Genomic DNA, 21,818 nt, shown 5'->3' with positions numbered 1-21,818 from the left:
CTAAAAATGAAGATTGCGGGTTCGGAGATGCAACAGGTCGCGAAGGCGGATCCTTCGGGCACGTCGGGCAAAGACCTCCATGCATCGGGAGCACAGATTGTCATATCCGTATTGCGTGAAGAGGGGGTTGATACGGTTTGGGGATATCCGGGCGGTGCCGTCCTGCCGCTTTACGATGCGCTCCAGGAAACTGTCGATATCACGCATTTACTGGTTCGCCATGAACAGGCCGCCGTGCACGCAGCAGATGGCTATTCGCGTGCAACGGGAAAGGTGGGTGTTGCGCTGGTGACGTCAGGGCCGGGCGTGACGAACGCGGTGACGGGCATTGCTACCGCCTATTTCGATTCGATTCCGATGGTGGTGATCTCCGGCAATGTGCCCACACACTCTATAGGAACCGATGCGTTTCAGGAGTGTGATGCTGTCGGGATCACACGGTCGATCGTGAAGCACAACTTTCTGGTGCTGGACGTTTCACAACTTGCGAGGACATTAAAGAGCGCGTTTCACATCGCCCGCACCGGGCGTCCCGGACCTGTACTGGTCGATATTCCCAAGGACGTACTTCAGGCGAAGACGCCATCGTGCATCCCTGAAACGGTTTCCTTGCGATCCTATCGCCCGCGCGTGGACCCTCATATCGGGCAGGTGCGCCGCGCGGCCCAGGCGCTCGCGCGCGCACATAGGCCGTGTATTTTTGTGGGCGGCGGAGCGGTCACATCCGGTGCAAGCGACGAAATCGGGGAACTCGCGCATCGACTCGATTCGCCGGTGACAAACACGTTGATGGCGTTGGGTGCATTTCCCGGCTCGGACAAGCGGTGCTTAGGGATGCCGGGACTGCATGGTACGTATGAAGCCAACATGGCGATGCAGTATTGCGATGTGCTGATTGCGCTCGGTGCGAGATTCGATGACCGGGTCATTGGCAATACCAAGGACTTCCGGTCGGACGGAAGGACGATTATTCATGTTGATATCGACCCCGCGACCATCGACAAGCGGGTTCAAGTTGATGTTCCGATCGTAGGGGACGTCAAGATTGCGGCGCGCGCGATGCTGACCCTGCTCGAAGAACCGCGTATCAATGCTGAAAATCGCAGCGACTGGTGGCGTCAGATAGGGATCTGGCGGGAGAAGCGTTGCCTCGCCTACGAACCGGGCGCCAACGTAATCAAGCCGCAGTTCGTCATCCAACGGCTCTGGGAAGCCACTGCGGGCGATGCCTATATTTGCTCCGACGTAGGGCAGCATCAGATGTGGGCCGCGCAGTTGTACGGGTTCAACAAGCCTCGTCGATGGATCAATTCGGGCGGCCTGGGAACGATGGGAGTGGGACTGCCTTACGCCATGGGAGTGAAACGGGCGTTTCCGGATGCCGATGTCGTATCAGTGACAGGCGACGGGTCAATCCAGATGTGCATCCAGGAGTTGTCGACCTGCAAGCAGTACGACCTCGGGGTCAAAATCGTTTCGCTCAACAATGGCTATCTGGGCATGGTGCGGCAACTGCAGCATGTGAGTTACGGCGACCGGTACTCACATTCGTACATGGACGCGTTGCCTGACTTTGTCGCGCTTGCCCGCGCATATGGGCACGTTGGTTTCCGCATCGAGCGCCCGGGCGATGTCGAGCCCGTGTTGCGCGAAGCACTTGCCATGAAACACCGGACAGTGTTCATGGATTTCGCAATCGACGCATCGGAGAACGTTTGGCCTATGGTTCGAGCAGGCGCGGGCTTGACGAACATGCTGATGAATTCGGGCGACCTCGACCGCTAGATTAGTGTGGCTAGGACTGAGGGCCGCCGTGGGACTTACTGTTTGTTCCGTCATTGATGCATTCGCGAGACACGGTACGAATTCATCGTCGGTCTCGCGTTGAACCGCCATTGGGAGATTACTGAGGTGCATGTTACAGAGATTCAGGTGCCTGACATCGGCGATTACAAGGACATTCCTGTGATCGAGGTGCTGGTCAAGGCGGGTGACACAGTCGAGAAAGAGCAATCGCTTGTCACGCTGGAATCCGACAAGGCGACCATGGACGTGCCGAGCTCGGCCGCCGGCGTGGTCAAGGAAGTGAAGGTCAAGGTCGGCGACAACGTGTCGGAAGGCTCTCTGATCGTCGTGCTGGACGGCGCTGAAGGCGGCGCGGCTGCGCCGGCTCCGGCGTCTGCTGCACCGGCGGCGGCCCCGGCCCGGGCCCCGGCGCGCACACCGGCTGGCGCGCCCGTGGCTGCCCCGGCCGCAAGCGGCGGCGGCCTGCACGAAGTCAAGGTGCCGGATATCGGCGACTACAAAGACATTCCCGTGATCGAAGTCGCTGTAAAGGTAGGCGATCGTGTCGAGAAAGAGCAGTCGCTGGTGACGCTCGAATCCGACAAGGCGACCATGGACGTGCCGAGCTCGGCCGCCGGTGTCGTCAAGGAAGTGAAGGTCAAGGTCGGCGATACCGTGTCGGAAGGATCGGTGATCGTCGTACTGGACGGCGCTGAAGGCGGCGCGGCTGCGCCGGCGCCGGCTCCCGCAACGAAACACGAAACCGAGAAGCTCTCGGATGCGCCCGCTGTTCCCTCGCCACCACCGGCCTCGCCGTCGGCGCTCGCGCAGGCGCTGCTGATTCCGGCGGGCGAGGGCGGCACGCGCCGCATCAGCCACGCTTCGCCGTCCGTCCGCAAGTTCGCGCGCGAACTCGGCGTCGACGTGACGCAAGTGCAGGGAACGGGGCCGAAAGGCCGTATCACGCAAGCCGACGTGACCGCGTTCATCAAGGCCGTCTTGGCCGTTCAGTGCGCGACGCCGGCTAGTGCTGCGGCGCCGGCTGCGGCAGGCGGCGGCGAGCTGAACCTGCTGCCGTGGCCGAAGGTCGACTTCTCGAAGTTCGGCCCGTTCGAGGCGAAGCCGCTGTCGCGCATCAAGAAGATCTCCGGCGCGAACCTGCACCGTAACTGGGTCATGATTCCACACGTCACGAACAATGACGAAGCGGACATCACCGATCTGGAAGCGCTGCGCGTGCAGTTGAACAAGGAAAACGAAAAGGCCGGCGTGAAGTTCACGATGCTCGCGTTCGTGATCAAGGCCGTGGTCTCGGCCCTGAAGAAATTCCCGACGTTCAACGCGAGCCTCGACGGCGACAACCTCGTGTTCAAGCAGTACTTCCACGTGGGTTTTGCCGCGGATACGCCGAACGGTCTGGTGGTCCCGGTGATTCGCGACGCGGACAAGAAGGGTCTTGTCGAGATTGCGAAGGAAATGACCGATCTGTCGAAGGCCGCGCGCGAAGGCAAGCTCAAGCCCGATCAGATGCAAGGCGGCTGCTTCTCGATTTCGTCGCTCGGCGGCATTGGCGGCACGAACTTCACGCCGATCATCAACGCGCCCGAAGTCGCGATTCTCGGTTTGTCGCGCGGCGCCATGAAGCCGGTTTGGGACGGCAAGCAGTTCGTGCCGCGTCTCACGCTGCCGCTGTCGTTATCCTGGGATCACCGAGTAATCGACGGGGCGGAAGCTGGGCGTTTCAATGCGTTTCTGGCGGCGCTGCTTAGCGATTTCCGTCGCGTGATTCTTTGAACGAGAGGTGGATTGTTCATGACTCTCATTGAAGTCAAAGTACCCGATATCGGCGATTTCGGCGATATTCCCGTCATCGAGGTACTGGTCAAAACGGGTGACACGGTCCGGAAGGAGCAATCGCTCGTCACGCTGGAGTCGGACAAGGCGACGATGGATGTGCCGAGCGCGGAAGCCGGTACGGTTAAGGAAGTGAAAGTGAAGGTTGGCGATAAAGTTTCGGAAGGGACGCTGATTGTTCTGCTAGAAGCTACAAACATTAGGGCGTACGAGGCGTCCGTTGCGGGAGCACCGTCGAGCATCACCGCAAGCGTGGCTCCGCAAGCAGGCAGCATCTCCGGCAATGCGGATATCGAGTGCGACATGCTTGTGCTCGGTTCCGGCCCCGGCGGTTACTCGGCGGCGTTCCGCTCGGCCGACCTCGGCATGAAGACCGTGCTCGTCGAACGTTATTCAACGCTTGGCGGCGTCTGTCTGAATGTCGGCTGCATCCCGTCGAAGGCGCTGCTGCATACGGCGCTCGTCATCGACGAAGCCGAAGCGCTCGGCTCGCACGGCATCACGTTCGGCAAACCGCAAATCGATCTCGACAAACTGCGCGACTTCAAGTCGGGCGTCGTCAAGAAGCTCACCGGTGGCCTTGCCAGCATGGCCAAGATGCGCAAGGTGGAAGTCGTGACGGGCACCGGCTCGTTCGTCGACCCGTATCACATGGAAGTGCAGACCGAAGGCGGCAAGAAGGTCGTCAAGTTCAAGCAGGCGGTCATCGCCGCGGGCTCAGAAGCGGTGAAGCTGCCGTTCATTCCGGAAGTTCCGCGTGTGGTCGATTCGACCGGCGCGCTCGAACTGCATCAGATTCCGCAACGCATGCTGGTGATCGGCGGCGGCATTATCGGTCTCGAAATGGCGACGGTCTACGCGACGCTCGGCGCGCAGATCGACGTGGTCGAAATGCTCGACGGCCTGATGGCCGGCGCGGATCGCGATCTGGTCGAAGTGTGGGAGAAGTACAACAGCAAGCGTTTTGCGAACGTCATGCTGAAGACTAAAACCACTGCGGCAGAAGCGAAAGACGACGGTATCTACGTGTCGTTCGAAGGCGAAAAGGCGCCGGCCGAAGCGCAACGCTACGACCTCGTGCTGGTCGCCGTCGGCCGTACGCCGAATGGCAAGAAGATCGGCGCGGACAAGGCAGGCGTGGCGGTGACGGATCCAGGCTTCATCGAGGTCGACAGGCAGATGCGCACCAACGTGCCGCACATCTTTGCAATCGGCGATATCGTCGGCCAGCCGATGCTCGCGCATAAGGCCGTGCACGAAGCTCACGTCGCGGCCGAAGTGGCTCACGGCGAGAAGGCGTACTTCGACGCGCTGCAGATTCCGTCGGTGGCCTACACCGATCCTGAAGTGGCGTGGGTCGGCAAGACGGAAGACCAGTTGAAGGCTGAAGGCATCAAGTACGGCAAGGCCGTGTTCCCGTGGGCTGCTTCAGGGCGCGCGATCGCCAACGGCCGCGACGAGGGCTTCACGAAGCTGCTGTTCGACGAGGAAACGCATCGCGTGATCGGCGGCGGGATTGTCGGTCTGAATGCGGGCGACCTGATTAGCGAAGTGTGCCTCGCAATCGAAATGGGCGCGGATGCAACGGACATCGGCAAGACGATTCACCCGCACCCGACGCTCGGCGAATCGGTCGGCATGGCCGCCGAGCTGTACGAAGGCGTGTGTACCGATTTGCCGCCGAAGCGCGAAAAGGCAGGTCCGAAGTAAACGTATGTCCTCGGGGTCTGTCAATCACGTGTTGCTGCGAGCCAGTCACTACCTTCGATCCTCAGGATCGCCGTACTGTGACCTTCACAAAGGATGAGGAAGTTATGACGATTGTGGGGATGTCGTTGAGAAATATGGTGCAAGACTGGTTGGCGCCCGACCCTAAGAGAGGATTTCGGGTCAGCCACTACGGACGATCCGGCGTGGGACGTTACGTTTGCGTCGTCGCAGACAACGGAAGCGGGTCAAAGGCGATGTTCTTTTTTCGACACCGAAACGGAAAATGGTGCATTTTCCCGCCCGATCCAGAGAGGCCTGCCATGCGCATCGATGAAGTTCCGTATGCCCGAGACTGAAGGCGAAAACAAGCGTCAGGCTGAACATTCAGAGCCCGGTCGGCGCCACCGACAATGCGCCAGGGACTTTCTTCGTGTGCTGTGGGTGAGCGTCGTTGATGGCTCAGTTTTTCCACGTCCTGATTCGTGGTGGCGTGGCAAGTTCGCTGCGATCATCGAACACGTGCCGGCCGGGAACCGGTGAATGCGTGTTCCGCGCCACGCGCGGCTACGCGGCGTGCAGCGAAAAGTACGTGTGGACCTTTAGCATACCGAGGTGATTATGGCATCCAAAAATCCTGCTCACGAGCTGCGCAGATCCGCGTCGATCCGGCCTGCCGGGCGGGAGGCCGGTGATAGTAAGTGCGAAGCGTGGAACGCGAATTTCGACGATCAGAGAAAGACGGAAGTTCGTCCACGTTCGTGCCAGCGGTCGATGCCCGCTCGAACCGACGCGCAGGCGGAGCCTGCCGGATCGGTCGGGGAGCTCTGCGTCGTCGCAACGCTCGTAAATCTGCGCGAGATCGAGCAGGTGTATGGCGAGACGACTGCACTTGCAGTGCGGCATGTTGTACATGAGCGGGCCCGGGCGCTCTCACGATCAGGGAGGGCTACCGTTGCAACAACCGGTGCGCATATCTTTTTTATCTTCGACCTGTCCTGCCTGTCCTACAAGGGCGACGCGTCGGAGGAGTTATGCGGGCCCATCATCGAGCACCGGATAGTCAAGGTACTTGGCGCGCACGCCGTGCCACTGGGAGACGCGGCCATCATGCCTGTGGTACGCGCGTCAGCGATGCGCTCCGGGTATCAACCATTTCAGGATTTCATCGATGCGGCAAACCTGGCAACTGCGGGCCATCACTGGTGTGAGCGGTACAGGGCCGATATGGTGGTAGCCGCTGCCGTCTTCGCGGCACTGGAGGAGAAAAGGCTCGATTTCGATCGGGAACCCGTTTGCGCGGCGGGCAATTCGCAAGACGTGACGTACTACGAGGTACTGCTTTGCGAGATGAAGAATGGCCGACGGATGCGTATCGGTAGTCTCGTGGGGGCCGTTGAGCGCCTGGGGATGGTGAGGCGGCTCGACGAATGGGTTGTCGACGCGACGATCGCCGCATTGCGCCGCAATCCTGCGCTCCGGCTCGGCTGTAATGTGTCCGCGCATAGCGCCACACTCGATGCGTGGTGGACACCCATCGCCTCACAGTTGCATGCAGACAGATGCCTTGCTTCGAGGCTGACGATCGAGATCACGGAAACAGCCGCATTGACTTCGACGACAGAGGCACGGAACTTCGTCAGGACGTTCCAGGCTCTCGGCTGCCAGATGGCACTGGATGACCTGGGGAAAGGCCACAACAATCTGATCGCCCTAATCGGGCTTGGCGTCGATATCGTCAAGATCGATCTGCGTTGCCTGAGACAGGAAGGCGGCACCCGAAGTCCCCTGGGTCTGCGTCCGCTTATCCAGTTCGCGAAGACTTACGCGGCGAGCGTCATCGTCGAAGGCATCGAGACCGAGGACGACGCGCAACAGGCGCGGGAGTGCGGGGCGACGTGGCTTCAGGGCTATCTCTATTCTGGTCCTTCTGCATCAGACATTGGTGCGCAACGTGGATGAAAGGGTTTTCATGAAAGTGGGCGCGATGTTGAACATGATCGAGCTGCAGACGTTTGGGGCTATTGAACTGAACGATGTCGCGCGCACTGCGCTCGCGCGAGGCTGGGAGCATGTACAGGCCCTTGACCCGCAAATCGCCTGGTGCGACACGCAAGTCGCCACGCACGTGAAGCACGACAGCAACGCGCAGCGCGCGGTGGCGATCATCGGCATCGGGCCGCTCACCGCGTCGGCCACGGTGGCTACGTGCGTCGACCACGGCGAGTGCATCGTCCGATCGAAGGAAGGCCGCGATCACGAGCGCATCGGGGTGATCGCTTGCGTGCAGCGAGCGAAGAAGGCTTTGCGCTACGCGGTCGAGCGTTACGCTCGATAACAGCGCGGTGTGCGAAATGAAGTTGGAAACGTGAGTCATGGTTTGAATTTTTATCGAAGCGGGCATCGGACACCTGCCGCCAATGCGTCCCGGAATGCAAGCCTATGCATCCGATATAGATCGCATTGATCTGCTGATCGAAAGTGTGCGCACACCGAATGATGCGTGAAACGCCCTGATATTTCCGCCAAGGTGACGCCGCCGTCACGCGATCCTTGAGGGACCACCACTAAGAGGATCGTTTCATGGAAAACCAGAACTCGCCGCAAGGCCAGATCACCAACATTGTCGCCGACAGTCTTAACATCAATCCGGGCGTGACGACAGAAAACGCAGCGCCCACCGATGTCGTGTCGGAGACGGCCAACGAACTGTTGCAAGCCGCACTCGCGTCGGGCAGCCATCTGGAAGACGGCATCAAGATCCCGTCGCTCGAACGCGAAGCTGGCAGCGACGGAAAACTCACGGAAGACGAAGTGCGCGCGCTGCGAGACAAAATGATGCGCCGCGCAGCAAAGCAGCGTGAACAGGTTCGGCAGGCCTGGCCCGGTCGGAATCGGGTACCGCAGTCCTGCAACTCGAAGCCGTGATCAAGAGCCGCCAGCTTTCGTCGGCGTTCCTGCGCTGGTTCAGCGCGATCGACCAGTGCGTCGCAAACGTCCAGCGCCGCGGCGAAATGTTGCTGGGCGAAGCGAAGGGCGGCGACCTGCTTGATGCCCTGCGCACGCAGATCGAAGCGGTGGAAGCCGACGCTCAGGTTGAACTTGCGCGCGTCCAGAAGCTGGTCAAGGACAGCCGCGAAGACGGCATCTACGTGAAGTTCGAGGGCGAGAAGGCGCCGGCGGAAGCGCAGCGCTACGACCTCGTGCTGGTCGCGGTGGGCCGCAGCCCGAACGGCAAGAAGATCGGTGGCGACAAGGCCGGCGTTGCGTCACGGATCACGGTTTCATCGACGTCGACAAGCAGATGCGCACGAGCGTCCCGCACATCTTCGCGATCGGTGACGTCGTCGGTCAGCCGATGCTCGCGCACAAGGCCGTGCATGAAGGCCACGTCGCAGCGGAAGCCGCGCACGGCGAGAAGGCGTACTTCGACGCACTGCAGATCCCGTCGGTGGCGTACACCGATCCGGAAGTGGCGTGGGCCGGCAAGACCGAAGACCAGTGCAAGGCCGAAGGCATCAAGTACGGCAAGGCAGTGTTCCCGTGGGCCGCTTCGGGCCGCGCGATCGCCAATGGTCGCGACGAGGGCTTCACGAAGTTGATCTTCGACGAAGAGACGCATCGCGTGATCGGTGGCGGCATCGTCGGCCTGAATGCGGGCGATCTCATCAGCGAAGTGTGCCTCGCGGTAGAAATGGACGCGGATGCGACCGATATCGGCAAGACGATCCATCCGCACCCGACGCTTGGCGAATCCGTCGGCATGGCGGCCGAACTGTACAAAGGTATCTGCACGGACCTGCCGCCGCAACGTAAATGGTGAGCGTGCCGATCAGCGATGCGGCGCACGGCCAGTGTCGTGGATCGGCGACAAGTCAACCTTCATCGCGGCCGATGGCCACTGGAATGGCGTCGATAGCGGAAAGTTGGTCGACGACGAACAGAAGTCGATCGTAAGCCTTGAGTTGGATGATGGGGGCGCGCAGCTACGCCTCGTCGTCGGGTAGCGCCTTTGAATCGGCGCTCATAAAAGATTGGGCGAAAAGGTCGTCACGAGTGTAGCCAGAATTCTGCTGCGGTAGGTCCACATAGAGGACCAGAGCGCGCAGTCCAGGCCAGCCTTGAGCAAATGGCGCATGGGCGGTATAGATGCGCTATCTTCGCTCGCGAAAAGAATCCTCGCTGGTGACGGACTCGCGAACACTGTCAGCAAAGCGCCGTAGCGCCTCCAGCGATCCGTAGACGCTCTTGTATTCTTCGCGGCCGATCCGGCCGTCGAGCACGATCAGCATGCCAGATTCACGCGCCATGGTTTCCATGTCCATCGCCGTCTTCCTTTCCCATGCCGGCGAGTGCGCCGGTGTGCTTCATTCGGTCATCGCAATCGCTCTAAAGCTCGGCCGCTCCAATGCGGGAGGAAACACGCACCACGATCCGTCGTCATGCCGAAAAAAGAATATCGCCTGAGCTCCTGACGCTCCGAGAGATTCCACCCGTACACATCGGATGGATCTGGTTTTGGCATGCCTTGGCCGACTCAAAGATATCGTCGAACCAGGCGCAGGGGCGAGCCACTTGTCAATCAGGCTTCGAAGAGACGTACCGTTGCTGCTCATCTTCTGCTCCTCGCCTTCAGTCGCTTAGCGCTCCCGCAGGCAATCTCCTGCAAAGGATTGCCACGCAGGCCCAGTGCATCCCCAGCCGCAAGATGACGTAAAAGCGCTTGCCGTACAGCAGATGGGGCGCTTTTTTTCGTGCTCGGCAATCGCAAGCTCGGCCGCGGACACTGGATCGTCCACGACAGGCATGCAAGTGTGCCGCTCAAAAGCTGGGAGAATCCGGTCCTTCGCAGCTCAGTGATTTAACTATACTAGGTATATCTGGTATGTATAGAAGGGTTTTCACTAGGAGTCTTGGCAAAAACCAGATGAATCTCTTGGGTCGCATTCCCCGTCGCTTGCGACGAAGGCCGGTCGAAGACCGGCTGCTTGGAAAGGGGATGTTCATACCCCGCCCCTTGGGGCGGGGTGCTTGATTCGTCCGGCTCGCTTATGGAGAGCTAGCCGTGGTTCGAAAAGCGCCGATTTTGGGTAACACGGACGAGCTGAGCCGCACCGCTCGTGGAGGGCGGTGTTTTGATTTTTGACTAGTTATCCCGATGGATTTTGAGGTCTTAGGTATCGACCTCTCGCGCTCAGGCTTGCCGCGATTGAAGCGCTCCGAGTCCAGCATCGTGAGCCAGTGCGGGTGGCCCCGCCGCCGTCATCAACTGACAAGGACTTTTGCCTTGACGCTCGGCCCGGCGGCTGCGCACGAAGCGCCGATGATTCAGGAAGAAGCGCAGTAGGTCGAGGTAAAAATTGTTCCTTCGGCCTACAGTACAAGCAATTTTGTATCCTTTGCAACACGTTTGTCGCTGCTTCGACGTGAGCGGCTCACTGCGGCCCAGTGTTTCGAACTGCTGGCCTTTCCTGACGATGAGCCTGCGGCAACACCGCGGCGATCATGACCCGCTCGGCATAGCCGTGCTCATGATCTATCTGCGTTGTCCTGCAGCGTGGAGTGTACGGGCTGCTCACCGAGCGGCTGACCGGCGAGCAGAGGGTTGGAACAAAATTACTTGCAAAACGGAAACGAATTTACTTGAACCAACGGCTGACAATCAACGGGAGAAGGATGCTAATAAATTTGACATAAAAGGAATTAGCGAAGTTTGATCTGTAGTACTGAATAACCCAGCTGGACCTAGTCGCGGTTGGAGCGGCGTCGATCACCGCTCCAGACTGCTCATCACTGGCGCCGCGGTGTCAGTTGATTTCCAGAAAACCAATGCGGTCTAAAGGAGAACCGTTGCCAATCAACGCAAGCGCCATATTGGCTTTCGCTACCAGATCGAGCGGTCGAAGATTTTGCACGTAGTGCCCGTGCGTTATGCGGTCCATGCCAACACCAGCAAGTTTCGCCACTGTGCGCAGGCTGGCTGCCAGCGCCACGCTATCGAGCCGGCCACTGTGTAGAACGAGGTGTCGTTGACGGTATAACCGGTGAAAAGATTCGCCGATCGAATCTCGGATTGTTTGCAATTCCTGACCGGGATTAGCAAGATGCTTCTTTATCCGAGTAACTGCTGCTTGCTCCGGCACCCGTGGCATTGGTGGCATTCGGTCCTCAAGTATCATTCGAACCAGGATCCGGCAACGCTCGCGATTCGTTTGTACGCCGTCAAGCTCGGCTCGCACGTCGACGTGAAGGTCTTTCCGATGCGACAACGCCGTAAGCTCAGCCCTGGGAAATGAGCACGTGCCAGCCTAACCTGTCCAGCGAGGTGGGGTGGACCATCCCATTAGTGGCATTTTGCATTTATCGCCTGCGATGCTACTCGACCGTTGGCGGGGTCTCAATCGCAACGCTCGATTCGTTCAAAGGACGTATTGGTGATACGTTCCAGCGCCCGGGTCCCGTCCGACGTGGCGTCATCCTCGGACTGGAAACCCGGTTGGTTATAAGCGATTACCTGAAATCCGAAACCATGTCCGCGTGGGACGGTGATGCCCCAATGCCAGGCGCCATCTTCGGCGAATACGTGAAGAGTGCCGGGTTTTCTATTCATTACGCGCCGCAGCGTAGACATCGCAGTTGCTCTCACGAAGTGTTCATTTGCAGAAGTCGTTTGCAAGCATCAGATTGTCGATTCGCCCCGTTGTTGCGAACAGCCCGGCAGCGCTTGCGACCAAGTGCGGATCGTGCTTGACCCACCTTCCGTGTCCCAGTTCGCTGCCGCGGTCCCAACGCAGCTCAGGGCTGATACCATCTGCCCTCGCGCAAAGTACCAGTGGCCGGACCTGCAGGCCCGATTCGACCTGCCCCGAACGAACCGGAGAGGCTGTCCGGAGTCAGGCTTCTCGCATCCCCTCATGCTTTTCGTCCGGCCCGCGATCGTTAGCAGTTCACTGCGGTGATCGAAGATGAAATCCGCTTACCGCCATGCGACGCACATGCGCCTCGTCTACCTCCACGCCCAACCCCGCTTTCTCCGGAAGATGCGCTACCCCCTGCCGCACAAAAGAAGAAAAATCGGTCGGGTCCTCGGCGAGCCGTAACGTTGACATAAAGGCGTGGCCGACGTCGACGAGATTCCCTATGGTTACGGCGTGCTGCAGTGAAGCGGCTTGCGTCACTCCGAATTCAATCATCGAATTCATGTAGCAGCGAATCCCAAACGCCTGGGCCACTGCCGCAATGCGCTGAGCACGCAAAGGGCCTCCATTTTTGCTGCTCTTAACACTGAAGACACTAGCGGCGCCGGCGCTTGCGATCCGCGCCGCATGCGAGAGTCCGGCCACTGCTTCGTCGGCCGATATTGGAAGCCTAGTGTCCCTGGCCAACGACGCCGCGCCCTCAAGATCCGCCTTTTCCAATGGCTGTTCGACGAACGCAAGACGGGAGCCACTAACTCCTTCCAGAAACTCACGCGCTTCTTCGCGGTTCCACCCTTCGTTGGCGTCGGCGATCAGCGTTATGCGGCTCCCGTAACGCGCCTCTAGCTCAGACACCCGTTGTATCTCGTCACGTATTGGCGACGTGCCCATCTTTAACATAAAGCTCGTGAAACCTTGCTCAATCCGCTCGTCGATCACGCGGATATCGTCCTCGTATGTACCATTGCTGAGAGGCCAAAGCACCGGAAGCGACTTCCGCAGCGCTCCCCCCAGCAGCGTTGCAACGGGGACACGAAGCCGCTTGCCGAGTATATCAAGCAGAGCCATCGTCACAGCTCCCTTGGCGCTGAGGTGCCCAGCGAGCCGCGTGTCGAGTTCCTCATCAATGCACCCTGGGGCTGGACACAACGAGGCCAGGACTGCAGGCAGCAGCGACTCTTTCAGGGCACGTGCAGCATCGCTGGACGTGCCGCCGGTAAAGGCGTCGTAAGGATTGGCCTCGCCCCAGCCTACGACGCCATCGGCGTCAGTCAGCTTTAGCAATACGGCGCGTGTCGAAACCAGTGTTCCTTCCGACAGCTTGTACGGGGTTACAAGCGCCGCCTCAATTTCGAACACCTCGGCTGCGACAACCCGCGCCATCGAAGTAACGTCGGATCCATCTAGCATCACATCTCCCCACAAAAGGTCACAGACAGAGAATCACGCATCCGCAGGTACGAACCGCAGACGCTGTTCTCCTCTGTCATTTTGAATTACGGCACTTCCCTCTCGGTCAAAGTACCGGCTTCTTTCGCATCCCAAAGCACGCGCGAAAATGAGGTGAGCGCACGTTCGCCCTGTATCGCGTTTTACCCAAAAAAGGCGATATTTTCGAGCGCCTGTAGCTTACGTCTGTGGTGGATGTGGCCTCCACTCCCGGAGACGATTCAGATCGGCGTACTCCACCAATACTACGTCGCTCCAAAGTCCTCAACCACATCAGCCGACCCACCATCAACTTTTCGCGTTAAATAGCTTCGTCCCTCTTACTCTGATAGAAGTAGCTAGGCCTTACTGGCTTGGCCTTTGTGAATCTCGCCAAATTTCATCTCCGCGAGACAGGTCATCAAACTTGCGATATTCTCCGTTCGGGCCCGGTGTACAGCGTCAACGATCTCGTTCTGCTGGGTTTGTGAGGCGACAAGGCGGGTCGCCATCTTGAACTTCGATTCGAGCTCCTGCCATGTCACATCCTCGCCCTTGCCCTTCGGAGCCGTATCCCCGGAAGTAAACTTCCCGCTATTGCAAGTGATGGTCACACGCGTTAGCGTTTGCGTCGGATATACCGCTTCGATATCTTCGCTACACACCAGCACGACTTTTCGAGCGAGAGCAGATATCTCAACGCGGTCAAGAGCGCCGGCAGTGAGTGGCAGCAACGTCTGCGGTCCGGAAAGAGCTACGAGCGCTAGACAATAAGGGATGCTGTATTGAATGTCCGGTAGATTTTGAGGCTCGCACCTGTTTTCTAGACGCATTGCGTCCTGATAAGTTTCGACCTTAATTTCTTGAATATCTTGCGCTTTGATCCGGTTCTTTGTCATTAGCTCCAGCAGCGCATCCAGCGGGCCATGAATGTGTCGGCAACAGCAATAGAATTTGTAATAACTATCCGTGATGCGCGAACCGGAGTGGATAATTTCATCGAGATTGTCGGAGAACTTGTAATGACGGACACTATCGAGAATATTTCGTGGTCCGGTCATCCCCGTTTGAGCCGCCTGTAGGGCATTCAGGCCGGTTACGACCGACCACGGAATACCCTCTTTGACATCACTAGCCTCAGGTGGCGGATCGTGTGGCGCCGGCGCACTCAAAAATGCGCAGTTCGGCGCCGCTTCCCCAGCAATTGCCAGCGCGTGCGCCAACACATCTCTGCCGATTCGGCGGAGCGCGCCCGCCGTCGCGACGACAGCATAGGGAGCCCAGGTGCCTGTCGTGCCATAGGACGTGCGCGCCGAAGCTATCGTCGCACCGACTTGGTAGCCGATAACGATGGCTTTCACAATTTCTTCGGTCGTCGCGCCGATTTCATGGGCGACGGCGAAAGCAGTGGGAATAACTGCCGCCCCAATGTGACCGCGTGCCACTGCGTCGCCGTCGTCCAGGTCGAGCGCCGAAGCGGCGGCGCTGTTGGCCCAAGCGGCTCCAATGACGGAACTAGCGGCGCGGGTGAACCAGATTGGTACGCGCCCTGGTCGCAAGGTTTCCAAGGCTAAGTCGCGAGTAACGACTGCAATCTGCTCGTCGATCCCGGCCCCAGCTGCGCTTATCAGATCAAAGATACGCATGAGCGCCACATCCGACACGGGTTGTGGAACAGGCCTTTCACGAGCCTCTTCGACATAAGACGCTAACAGATCGACGACTGTCTTTTGCGGATCGCGACATGCGGCCGACGACTTCATAGCTGCTTCCTCTTCATAGGTGCTTCCTCCGATCAGGGAGGCTCGTGGAGAGATTGCTCTCCCGGGCTTTCTTGTCTTTACTCAATAAGGGGCTCTCGCCCATCAAGATGCGAAATTACGCCGGTGCGCCGCAATCTCACCTACATATTCGGCTCCGGTCCACGCAACGAACTCGCAAGTTGTAACGGGCGAGAAGTTCAGGGTGTAACGATCTGATACTGAAAATACTTTTTAGCAATCTTGCTAAGCGTGCCATCCTGTTTCAAGGAGGCAATCGCCTCGTTGAGACGAGCTTTGAGCGCCTGATCCTGTTTGCGGACTCCGAAAGCCACTCCGCGGCCAAATATCTTCTCATCGGTCAGTGCTGGGCCAACAAACGTAAACCCTTTGCCGTCAGGCCTCTTCAGGAAACTGTCCTCCGCACTTTGCTGCGACTGCAAAGCAGCATCAATCCGGCCGGCTGCCAGGTCCGAGAACACCTGGCTTTGGCTCTGATATGTGACAACAACAGCGCCACTCGGTGCCCACTTCGCTTCTGCGTAGTATTGCTGCGTTCCGCCTTGTTGAACACCGACACGCTTGCCTTTAAGCGATTCTGCGTTGGGTAAAATATGACTATCCGCTCGCGCCACTAGGCGAATCGGCGACGCATAAATGACGGATGTAAAATCAATCTCTTTTTCGCGCTGCTCCGTTGCCCACATGGCTGAATTGATAACGTCGAACTTGCGTGCCATCAAGGCTGGTACGAGGCCATCGAACGAATTTTCAACCCACTTGCATTTGAGCTGCAGTCGCGCGCAAACGGCATTGCCTAGGTCAATATCGAAGCCCGCCAATTCTCCGCTGGGCAGCTTGTATTCAAACGGTGGATAGTCGGCCTCAATACCGAAGCGCAGAGTATCTGCGGCAAACGCAGAAGACGCTAGCAAGCAAAGCACAGTGGAGAGCACCAGTTGTCTCATTTCGGTTCCTTTATGGATCGATATTTATGGTTTGGTTAGAAAAAACATGCGCGTTTCGGCAGTGCTTGGGGAGCAACGGAAGATGTCATGAAGTCGAACGGAAGCGACGAAAGCAGCCGTCAAGGAATAGTCGCGTTTCCCTAGCCGAACCGGCTGTCGCGTCGTCTCCGGCGGCAACACACAAATCATACGCGCCGCGATATAGGTCCGGACTGCGAATAAAAAGCCTCGCTATGCGAATTTGAGATAGCTGGGCGATGTGCGAGTTGTGCCCGTCCACGTTTTGGGCGCTAACCTTATCAGCAAAGAAACAAGTGAGGGATCTCTTCTGGATGGCCTTTGTCGAACGTGCCGAGAACATCGTGCTGCTGCGCGTCAGCAGGTGGGGCAAAATGCGTCTGGCAATCTCGCTCGGAAACATGGCAACCCAGATGCAATTGAGACGCGATTCATCTCTGCCGGTGATCTCGATTACTCCGGCGAAACTTTGCAGACAGGACTGCCTGACCGAGTTGGGCAAGCGCAACATCGTGAATACGAGCCTGCTGAACATCGATGAGCGGTTACCTGCCTGCCAGACGGCATACAGTGAATCCGTTCCTTCAGGTAATTGCCTAGCTTGCCATTCGGGCAATGAGACTCGACATTCGCCGGCGATCAAATGATCTGCAAGTCGTGATTGTGGACAAGGACGATGGAGGCGTACAGGACCCACATACACATGACGCAATGAATGAGAGTGACAGCGCTGCGCCCGTGCTTGCGCACGGGGGCGGTCCACAGTCCGGAAATCCTTACCAATCATTGTTACCTCTGGCGTGATCACGACTGGCAGCGCAGGCCCGCAGGGCTAGCGCGCTTCCTACGCAGGGCTTCTTCGGACGCCCACGATGGATCACACGGAGCCGCACCGTGAAAAATGCGGGGGCTATTTCGATCCGGTAAATGTGAGGAACCCCGAATCGATCTTGGAAGAATGCGCCGATCAGACCACCGCCTGAACCTGGATCTCGACCAAAATGTCTTCGCCCGCCAAACGCGATTCGACCGTCGCTCGTGCGGGCGGGCACTCCTTGTCGACCCATGCCTCCCATGCTTCATTCATCTCGTCGAAAGTACGAACGTCCCTCAACCAGATGTTCGCAACCGCGATGCGGGACTTGTCCGTTCCGACCGTCTGCAGATAACTGTCGATCTGAGCAAGGACGTCTGCTGTTTGCTCCCTGACACCGCGGGTCGTGTCTCGGGCGGTCAACCCCGATAGAAACGCAAAGCCATTGGCCACCAGAGCTTTGCTCAGCCTTCCTGTATTTCCTTGACGAATGATCATAAATTTCTCTGCTAAAAGATGAAGAGTCAGTCGCCGCATAGGTCGTAGGCGAACTACTTCCTGGCGATTCAGCCCCGCCTATCCGTAAATTGTCGGTTCCCAAACCGGAAGATGTATGGAAGATACTGCGTGGGGCATGGTCCTTCGGTGTGCGGATGTCAGCGTTATGGACGTTTGCCGCCCAGCAAACCCCAGGTGGCCGGAGTCCACCGCACGGTTCATGCGCGCATTACTTGCATGGCGTTTTATCGGTTGTGGCATCCTTGATCGCCTGGTGCTCGGTATGGTCGCCAATTGCCGCCAACTGGCCAAGTGTAAGAGGCTTTATGGGTGGTCTGATCCGATAGTAGCCAGCGACTTCCGGGGAAACATGACGCTCTCGTGCGATGATCTCCGTGACTGTCAGCCCGCACAGTCGGCCCTGGCAGGGTCCCATACCACATCGAGTGAACGCCTTGGTCTGATTGGGCCCAACACATCCGAGCGCGACCGACCGCCGAATCTCGACCGCCGTGACCTCCTCGCATCTACAGACCAGCACGTCGTCTGCCGGAATTCGCGTTTCGTCGCCGGGTCGGTACAGCGCATCGAGAAACGCCCGGACCTGGAGGTGCCCGGCAAGCTCCGAGCGTGACCTGGCGACCCGCTTCTCAAACTCACTTCTTTCGATCTTGCCGTGACGCCGGCCTATCTCCAGCCCACAGATTTGTCCCTGCGTCGCCGCAGCCTTCGCTCCGGCGATACCGCCTCCATCGCCTGCAACGAAGATGTCCGGTACGTCCAGTTCAAAAACATCGTTGCGCTTGGGTACCCAGCACAGCTGGCTCGTGTCCCAATGATGCGATGCCTGAAGCGACCAGGTGATCTGCGTATTCGGCACAATGCCCTGATGCAGCAGTATCAGGGCAGCTTCAATGCGTTGACGCTTCCTGCCTGCAATGAAGGTCAGTGCTGTGGCAACCGGCTCTCCTTCAACACGCAGTCCCGCTGCACCTCGGTACACCGGTACGCGTGCCGTTCGGAGCGCTCGCAGCAAGTTGAGGCCTTTCGCCAAGTCTCGCCACCCCAAGAGGGCACTCCACCAATGTTTCGCCGCTCTGAATTTATCTGCAAGACTAGTGGTCTCGACGAAGGCACGGATGGGCACGCCCGCGCGCAAGTACTGCCAGGCGAGCAGATAGAGTAGTGGTCCACAACCTGCGAGCACTACCGGCTGCCCGGGTACCGTGCCCGATGCTTTCAGCAGAATCTGCGCGGCACCGGCGGTCATCACTCCGGGCGTAGTCCAGCCGGGAATCGGAAACGGTCTTTCGATTGCGCCCGTGGCGAGCACAATGTAACGGGCCAACAGGGACTTACTCTGACCTCGTTGCGTGTAATGTACCGCACGCTCTTTGCTGACTAGCCATACCTGAGCGCCGGTTTCATGGCGAACATTGCTTGCGGAGAAGGCCGCAGCGATAGTGCTTCCAGACGCGTAGTCCGGCCCGAGCAAGTCAATACGTTTTTCGTCGGCGCGGATAATAGACCGATAGATCTGGCCGCCAACGGTCATTTGTTCGTCAAGGAGCACAACCTTAAGTCCCGCGTGCGCGGCAGTGGTCGCGGCACTCATGCCTGCTGGTCCAGCACCGATAACTACAACATCAACTGATTCTGGCATCATCACTGCTATCCCTTTCCGCCAATTGTGCTTGCTGACTCAGCGCTGGACTGGAACATCACCTGTCGCGCGCCTTCCTGGGAGCGAATGACCATGCCGTCACGCGCGCTTTCGAGACAGCTCTGGCAGTTCGGAGAACCGTCAATCTCGACGAGACATTCGAAGCAGACACCCATCATGCAGTAGGGTGCCCGCGGGGATCCGCTCACGGGCGTGCCGCGGAAACGTCGGACACCCGCGGCAAGGAGCGCGGCAGCCAGGTTCATTCCGTCAGGCACTTCATAAGGTGCATCGTTGAAGATAATGCGCACCTTCGGACCTTCAATCGTCAGTTGCTCGAAGAGCGGTTCAGTCGACATGGGAGAAAGATTCATAAGGATTTCGGAAGCGATCGGCAGAAAACGCCTGGATACTCGGGACTACACAATCGCATGTTATCCAACGTGCGAGCCGCAGCGCGTGCACGGGGGCCAGCGTTACTCCGCTATGGCAACTGACACTGAAAGCCCCTGGGCAGATTGCAGATTCCTGGTATATCGGAAAACCATCCGGAGTCATCACTCGGAGTGCAGACCATGCTCGCACGAGCCGGACATCACGAAGCAGTGGAAAAGCTTTCACCCCACGCATTGCTATCTCTGAAAGCACGTCAGTTGTGACACCCTTATCGAAGCCGACGTCCTCAAGTGAGTCGCCCAATTGAACGGTGCCTTCAGCCGTCTGCCGCACTGTGGCAGTTGGGAAGCGAAGGAACGTCGCGACGCGCTCGCTAATGAGGACTTGACCGCGTATCGGCACGACGGGAGCCTGCAATCCGACCATGGGCGCAAGGTCCTTGTTGCCTAAACCCGCCGCGAGCACGACGCGCGCAGAGGACCAGCGCCCCCGCTGTCCGTGTACAACGAATCCGCCGGGTTGTGAGTCGATGCGCGCTACCCTCTCGGAGTTAACGAGATGTGCATTCCGGTTGGCCAAGCATCGTCGTAGGCCGAGCAGTAGCTTGAGCGGGTTCACGTGCCCGTCCATCGGCGTATATGTTGCGCCAGCGACGGACTCGCCAATTTGCGGTATCCGGGCCTTCAGGTCCGCGTGGCTGAGAACCTCAAAAGCATAGTCGCCACCGGCTTCGTTCGATAGCTGCAGCAGCTGCTTTTCACGCTCCTCGAGTTCGTCATCCGAGAAACATAAATCGAAGCCGCCCGGCTGCAGCAACTGAGTGTCCACGCCGGTTTCATCACGCAAAGCGTCGGCGAATGATGGCCAGAGCGCTGCGGATTCCCTCGTCCATGCAGTGTAGGCGGGTTGGCCGATGCCTTTTCCTTGCACCCAAACCAGGCCGAAGTTGCCCACCGACGCGCCGAACGCGTCGTCACCCTCGTCAATAACAAGTACTCGTGCGCCCTCGCGGGCGATGCCGTAGGCGACAGCAGACCCGACCAGACCACCGCCGACGACAATCGCATCGTAAAAGCCTGCCAAATGGTGTGTCTCCATACTGCGTCCTTGCGCAAGATATTGATTTCGCGCTGTGGCCCGATCCCGCTGGTTGCGCCAGGCGCAGTCGAGAAGAAGATGGCCACCCGGCTTTGCCTGGAGCGTCTTCGCTCCTAGCCTAACCACATGCGTAGTAGCACGGATGTTGACGGCCCCGCCCTATGCAGTCAAATACGAATATAATGCAATGCTATGCCATAATGAGATAGTCCAGATGAAGCTCCGTCAAATCGAGGCCTTCCGCGCAGTGATGCAGGCCGGTTCAACAACCGGCGCTGCAGAGGAGCTGCATACTTCACAGTCGAATGTGAGCAGGCTTATTACTCAGCTGGAAGCTGATACGCGGCTTGTTCTCTTCGAGCGCTCCGGTGGACGTCTCAGTCCAAAACCGGAAGCAAAAGCTCTGTTTCGCGAGGTTGAGCGCGTCTTCGTCGGGCTGAAAAGCCTCGCGTACGCGGCTGACAGTATTCGCAATCTTGGAAGCGGCCGCCTCCGCATTGCGTCAATCCCCGGCATCGGGATGAGCTTCCTTCCGAGAGTCGTGCAGCGTTTCAGGCAGTCCCGACCTGATGTGACCGTATCGGTCCATACGAATACGTCCAACACGGTAGAGGAATGGGTGTCGTCACAGTTCTGCGACGTCGGAATCGTCGCGTTCGTATCTGCTGCCGCTACCTGCCAGGCGATTGCGCTGCCGGACGCCGAGGTCGTTTGCCTTCTGCCGAAAGGCCATCGTCTCGCTGGAAAAAGCAAGATAAGGGCTACTGATCTTCGCGACGAACAGTACATCTCGCTCGTGCATGGAGACGGCTCGAGGGAAGAAACCGACCGTGTCTTCGAGCAGGAGGGGGTCGAACGTGTGCTGTCGCTCGAAGCGCAATACAGTGCCACGTGTTGTGAGATGGTAAAGCTTGGGCTGGGCGTGACATTGGCCCATCCCTTGGTAGCTACGGATTACGTGGGCCAGGGCATCAAGGTACTGCCGTTTTCGCCATCCATCAACTACCCCAACTTTCTTCTCTACCCTCCACATGGAGCAGCCTCGCAGTTGGCGGAGGAGTTTGCTGCGCTGTTGCGAGACCAGTTCGAACGGGAAATCGTAAGCTGGCGGTAGCAAGGACAACCAGGGGT

18 protein-coding genes and 1 pseudogene are annotated in these 21,818 nt (G+C 58.7%); 10 read left to right on the top strand and 9 right to left on the bottom strand.

Features of this window, described 5'->3' with window-relative positions:
- The first annotated feature begins 6 nt into the window (after positions 1-6).
- From ilvB to OKW39_RS43170, 8 genes and pseudogenes are all read left to right on the top strand, one after another.
- Complete coding sequence (gene ilvB, locus OKW39_RS43205) at positions 7-1,785, top strand: biosynthetic-type acetolactate synthase large subunit (protein ID WP_429565575.1); 1,779 nt, start codon at positions 7-9, stop codon at positions 1,783-1,785.
- A gap of 126 nt (positions 1,786-1,911) precedes the next feature.
- Positions 1,912-3,579, top strand: coding sequence for a dihydrolipoyllysine-residue acetyltransferase (gene aceF, locus OKW39_RS43200; protein ID WP_429565574.1), 1,668 nt, complete (start codon positions 1,912-1,914; stop codon positions 3,577-3,579).
- A gap of 18 nt (positions 3,580-3,597) precedes the next feature.
- On the top strand, positions 3,598-5,349 hold the full coding sequence (lpdA, locus tag OKW39_RS43195) for a dihydrolipoyl dehydrogenase (protein WP_429565573.1): 1,752 nt from the start codon (positions 3,598-3,600) through the stop codon (positions 5,347-5,349).
- A gap of 618 nt (positions 5,350-5,967) precedes the next feature.
- On the top strand, positions 5,968-7,308 hold the full coding sequence (locus OKW39_RS43190) for an EAL domain-containing protein (protein ID WP_429565572.1): 1,341 nt from the start codon (positions 5,968-5,970) through the stop codon (positions 7,306-7,308).
- Positions 7,301-7,684, top strand: coding sequence for a hypothetical protein (locus OKW39_RS43185; RefSeq protein WP_429565571.1), 384 nt, complete (start codon positions 7,301-7,303; stop codon positions 7,682-7,684). The genes OKW39_RS43190 and OKW39_RS43185 overlap by 8 nt, the downstream gene beginning before the upstream one ends.
- Positions 7,685-7,929: 245 nt before the next feature.
- Complete coding sequence (locus tag OKW39_RS43180) at positions 7,930-8,274, top strand: hypothetical protein (RefSeq protein ID WP_429565570.1); 345 nt, start codon at positions 7,930-7,932, stop codon at positions 8,272-8,274.
- Between the two features lie 200 nt (positions 8,275-8,474).
- A pseudogene (locus tag OKW39_RS43175) lies at positions 8,475-9,169 on the top strand (FAD-dependent oxidoreductase); the annotation flags it as partial.
- 31 nt (positions 9,170-9,200) lie between these two features.
- A complete protein-coding gene (locus OKW39_RS43170) occupies positions 9,201-9,353 on the top strand; it encodes a hypothetical protein (protein WP_429565569.1) in 153 nt (50 codons plus the stop codon).
- 147 nt (positions 9,354-9,500) lie between these two features.
- Here the strand turns inward: OKW39_RS43170 and OKW39_RS43165 are convergent, their stop codons facing one another.
- The 5 genes from OKW39_RS43165 to OKW39_RS43145 all read right to left on the bottom strand — a co-directional run bounded on the left by OKW39_RS43165 (position 9,501) and on the right by OKW39_RS43145 (position 16,200).
- Entirely contained in the window at positions 9,501-9,671 is a 171-nt protein-coding gene (locus tag OKW39_RS43165) for a hypothetical protein (RefSeq protein WP_166799490.1), read from the bottom strand.
- A gap of 1,482 nt (positions 9,672-11,153) precedes the next feature.
- Positions 11,154-11,507 (bottom strand): hypothetical protein, encoded by a 354-nt coding sequence (locus OKW39_RS43160; RefSeq protein ID WP_429565568.1) that lies wholly within the window; start codon positions 11,505-11,507, stop codon positions 11,154-11,156.
- Positions 11,508-12,293: 786 nt separating this feature from the next.
- Positions 12,294-13,454, bottom strand: a complete 1,161-nt coding sequence (locus OKW39_RS43155; RefSeq protein WP_429565567.1) for an enolase C-terminal domain-like protein — start codon at positions 13,452-13,454, stop codon at positions 12,294-12,296.
- Between the two features lie 377 nt (positions 13,455-13,831).
- Positions 13,832-15,235, bottom strand: a complete 1,404-nt coding sequence (locus OKW39_RS43150) for an MmgE/PrpD family protein (RefSeq protein ID WP_429565566.1) — start codon at positions 15,233-15,235, stop codon at positions 13,832-13,834.
- A 197-nt stretch (positions 15,236-15,432) separates the two neighbouring features.
- Positions 15,433-16,200 carry an ABC transporter substrate-binding protein gene (locus OKW39_RS43145; protein ID WP_429565565.1) on the bottom strand — a complete coding sequence of 256 codons (768 nt, stop codon included), beginning with the start codon at positions 16,198-16,200 and terminating at the stop codon, positions 15,433-15,435.
- A 332-nt stretch (positions 16,201-16,532) separates the two neighbouring features.
- Between OKW39_RS43145 and OKW39_RS43140 the strand changes: the two genes are divergently transcribed.
- Positions 16,533-16,865 (top strand): hypothetical protein, encoded by a 333-nt coding sequence (locus OKW39_RS43140; protein WP_429565564.1) that lies wholly within the window; start codon positions 16,533-16,535, stop codon positions 16,863-16,865.
- Between the two features lie 320 nt (positions 16,866-17,185).
- Here the strand turns inward: OKW39_RS43140 and OKW39_RS43135 are convergent, their stop codons facing one another.
- The 4 genes from OKW39_RS43135 to OKW39_RS43120 form a co-directional block, all read right to left on the bottom strand.
- Complete coding sequence (locus OKW39_RS43135; protein ID WP_429565563.1) at positions 17,186-17,530, bottom strand: RidA family protein; 345 nt, start codon at positions 17,528-17,530, stop codon at positions 17,186-17,188.
- Positions 17,531-17,759: 229 nt separating this feature from the next.
- Positions 17,760-19,196 (bottom strand): FAD-dependent oxidoreductase, encoded by a 1,437-nt coding sequence (locus tag OKW39_RS43130; protein ID WP_429565562.1) that lies wholly within the window; start codon positions 19,194-19,196, stop codon positions 17,760-17,762.
- Between the two features lie 5 nt (positions 19,197-19,201).
- The gene (locus OKW39_RS43125; protein WP_429565561.1) at positions 19,202-19,567 is read right to left on the bottom strand and encodes a (2Fe-2S)-binding protein; all 366 of its coding nucleotides are present in this window, start codon (positions 19,565-19,567) and stop codon (positions 19,202-19,204) included.
- Positions 19,542-20,687, bottom strand: coding sequence for an NAD(P)/FAD-dependent oxidoreductase (locus OKW39_RS43120; RefSeq protein ID WP_429565560.1), 1,146 nt, complete (start codon positions 20,685-20,687; stop codon positions 19,542-19,544). The genes OKW39_RS43125 and OKW39_RS43120 overlap by 26 nt, the downstream gene beginning before the upstream one ends.
- 214 nt (positions 20,688-20,901) lie before the next feature.
- Between OKW39_RS43120 and OKW39_RS43115 the strand changes: the two genes are divergently transcribed.
- Positions 20,902-21,801, top strand: coding sequence for a LysR substrate-binding domain-containing protein (locus tag OKW39_RS43115; RefSeq protein WP_429565559.1), 900 nt, complete (start codon positions 20,902-20,904; stop codon positions 21,799-21,801).
- Positions 21,802-21,818 lie beyond the last annotated feature (17 nt).

The organism is Paraburkholderia sp. MM6662-R1 (assembly GCF_050436245.1).
GTDB classification, from domain to species: domain Bacteria; phylum Pseudomonadota; class Gammaproteobacteria; order Burkholderiales; family Burkholderiaceae; genus Paraburkholderia; species Paraburkholderia tuberum.
Note: the sequence above shows the minus strand (reverse complement) of the source record. Positions and strands in the feature narration are given on the sequence as shown.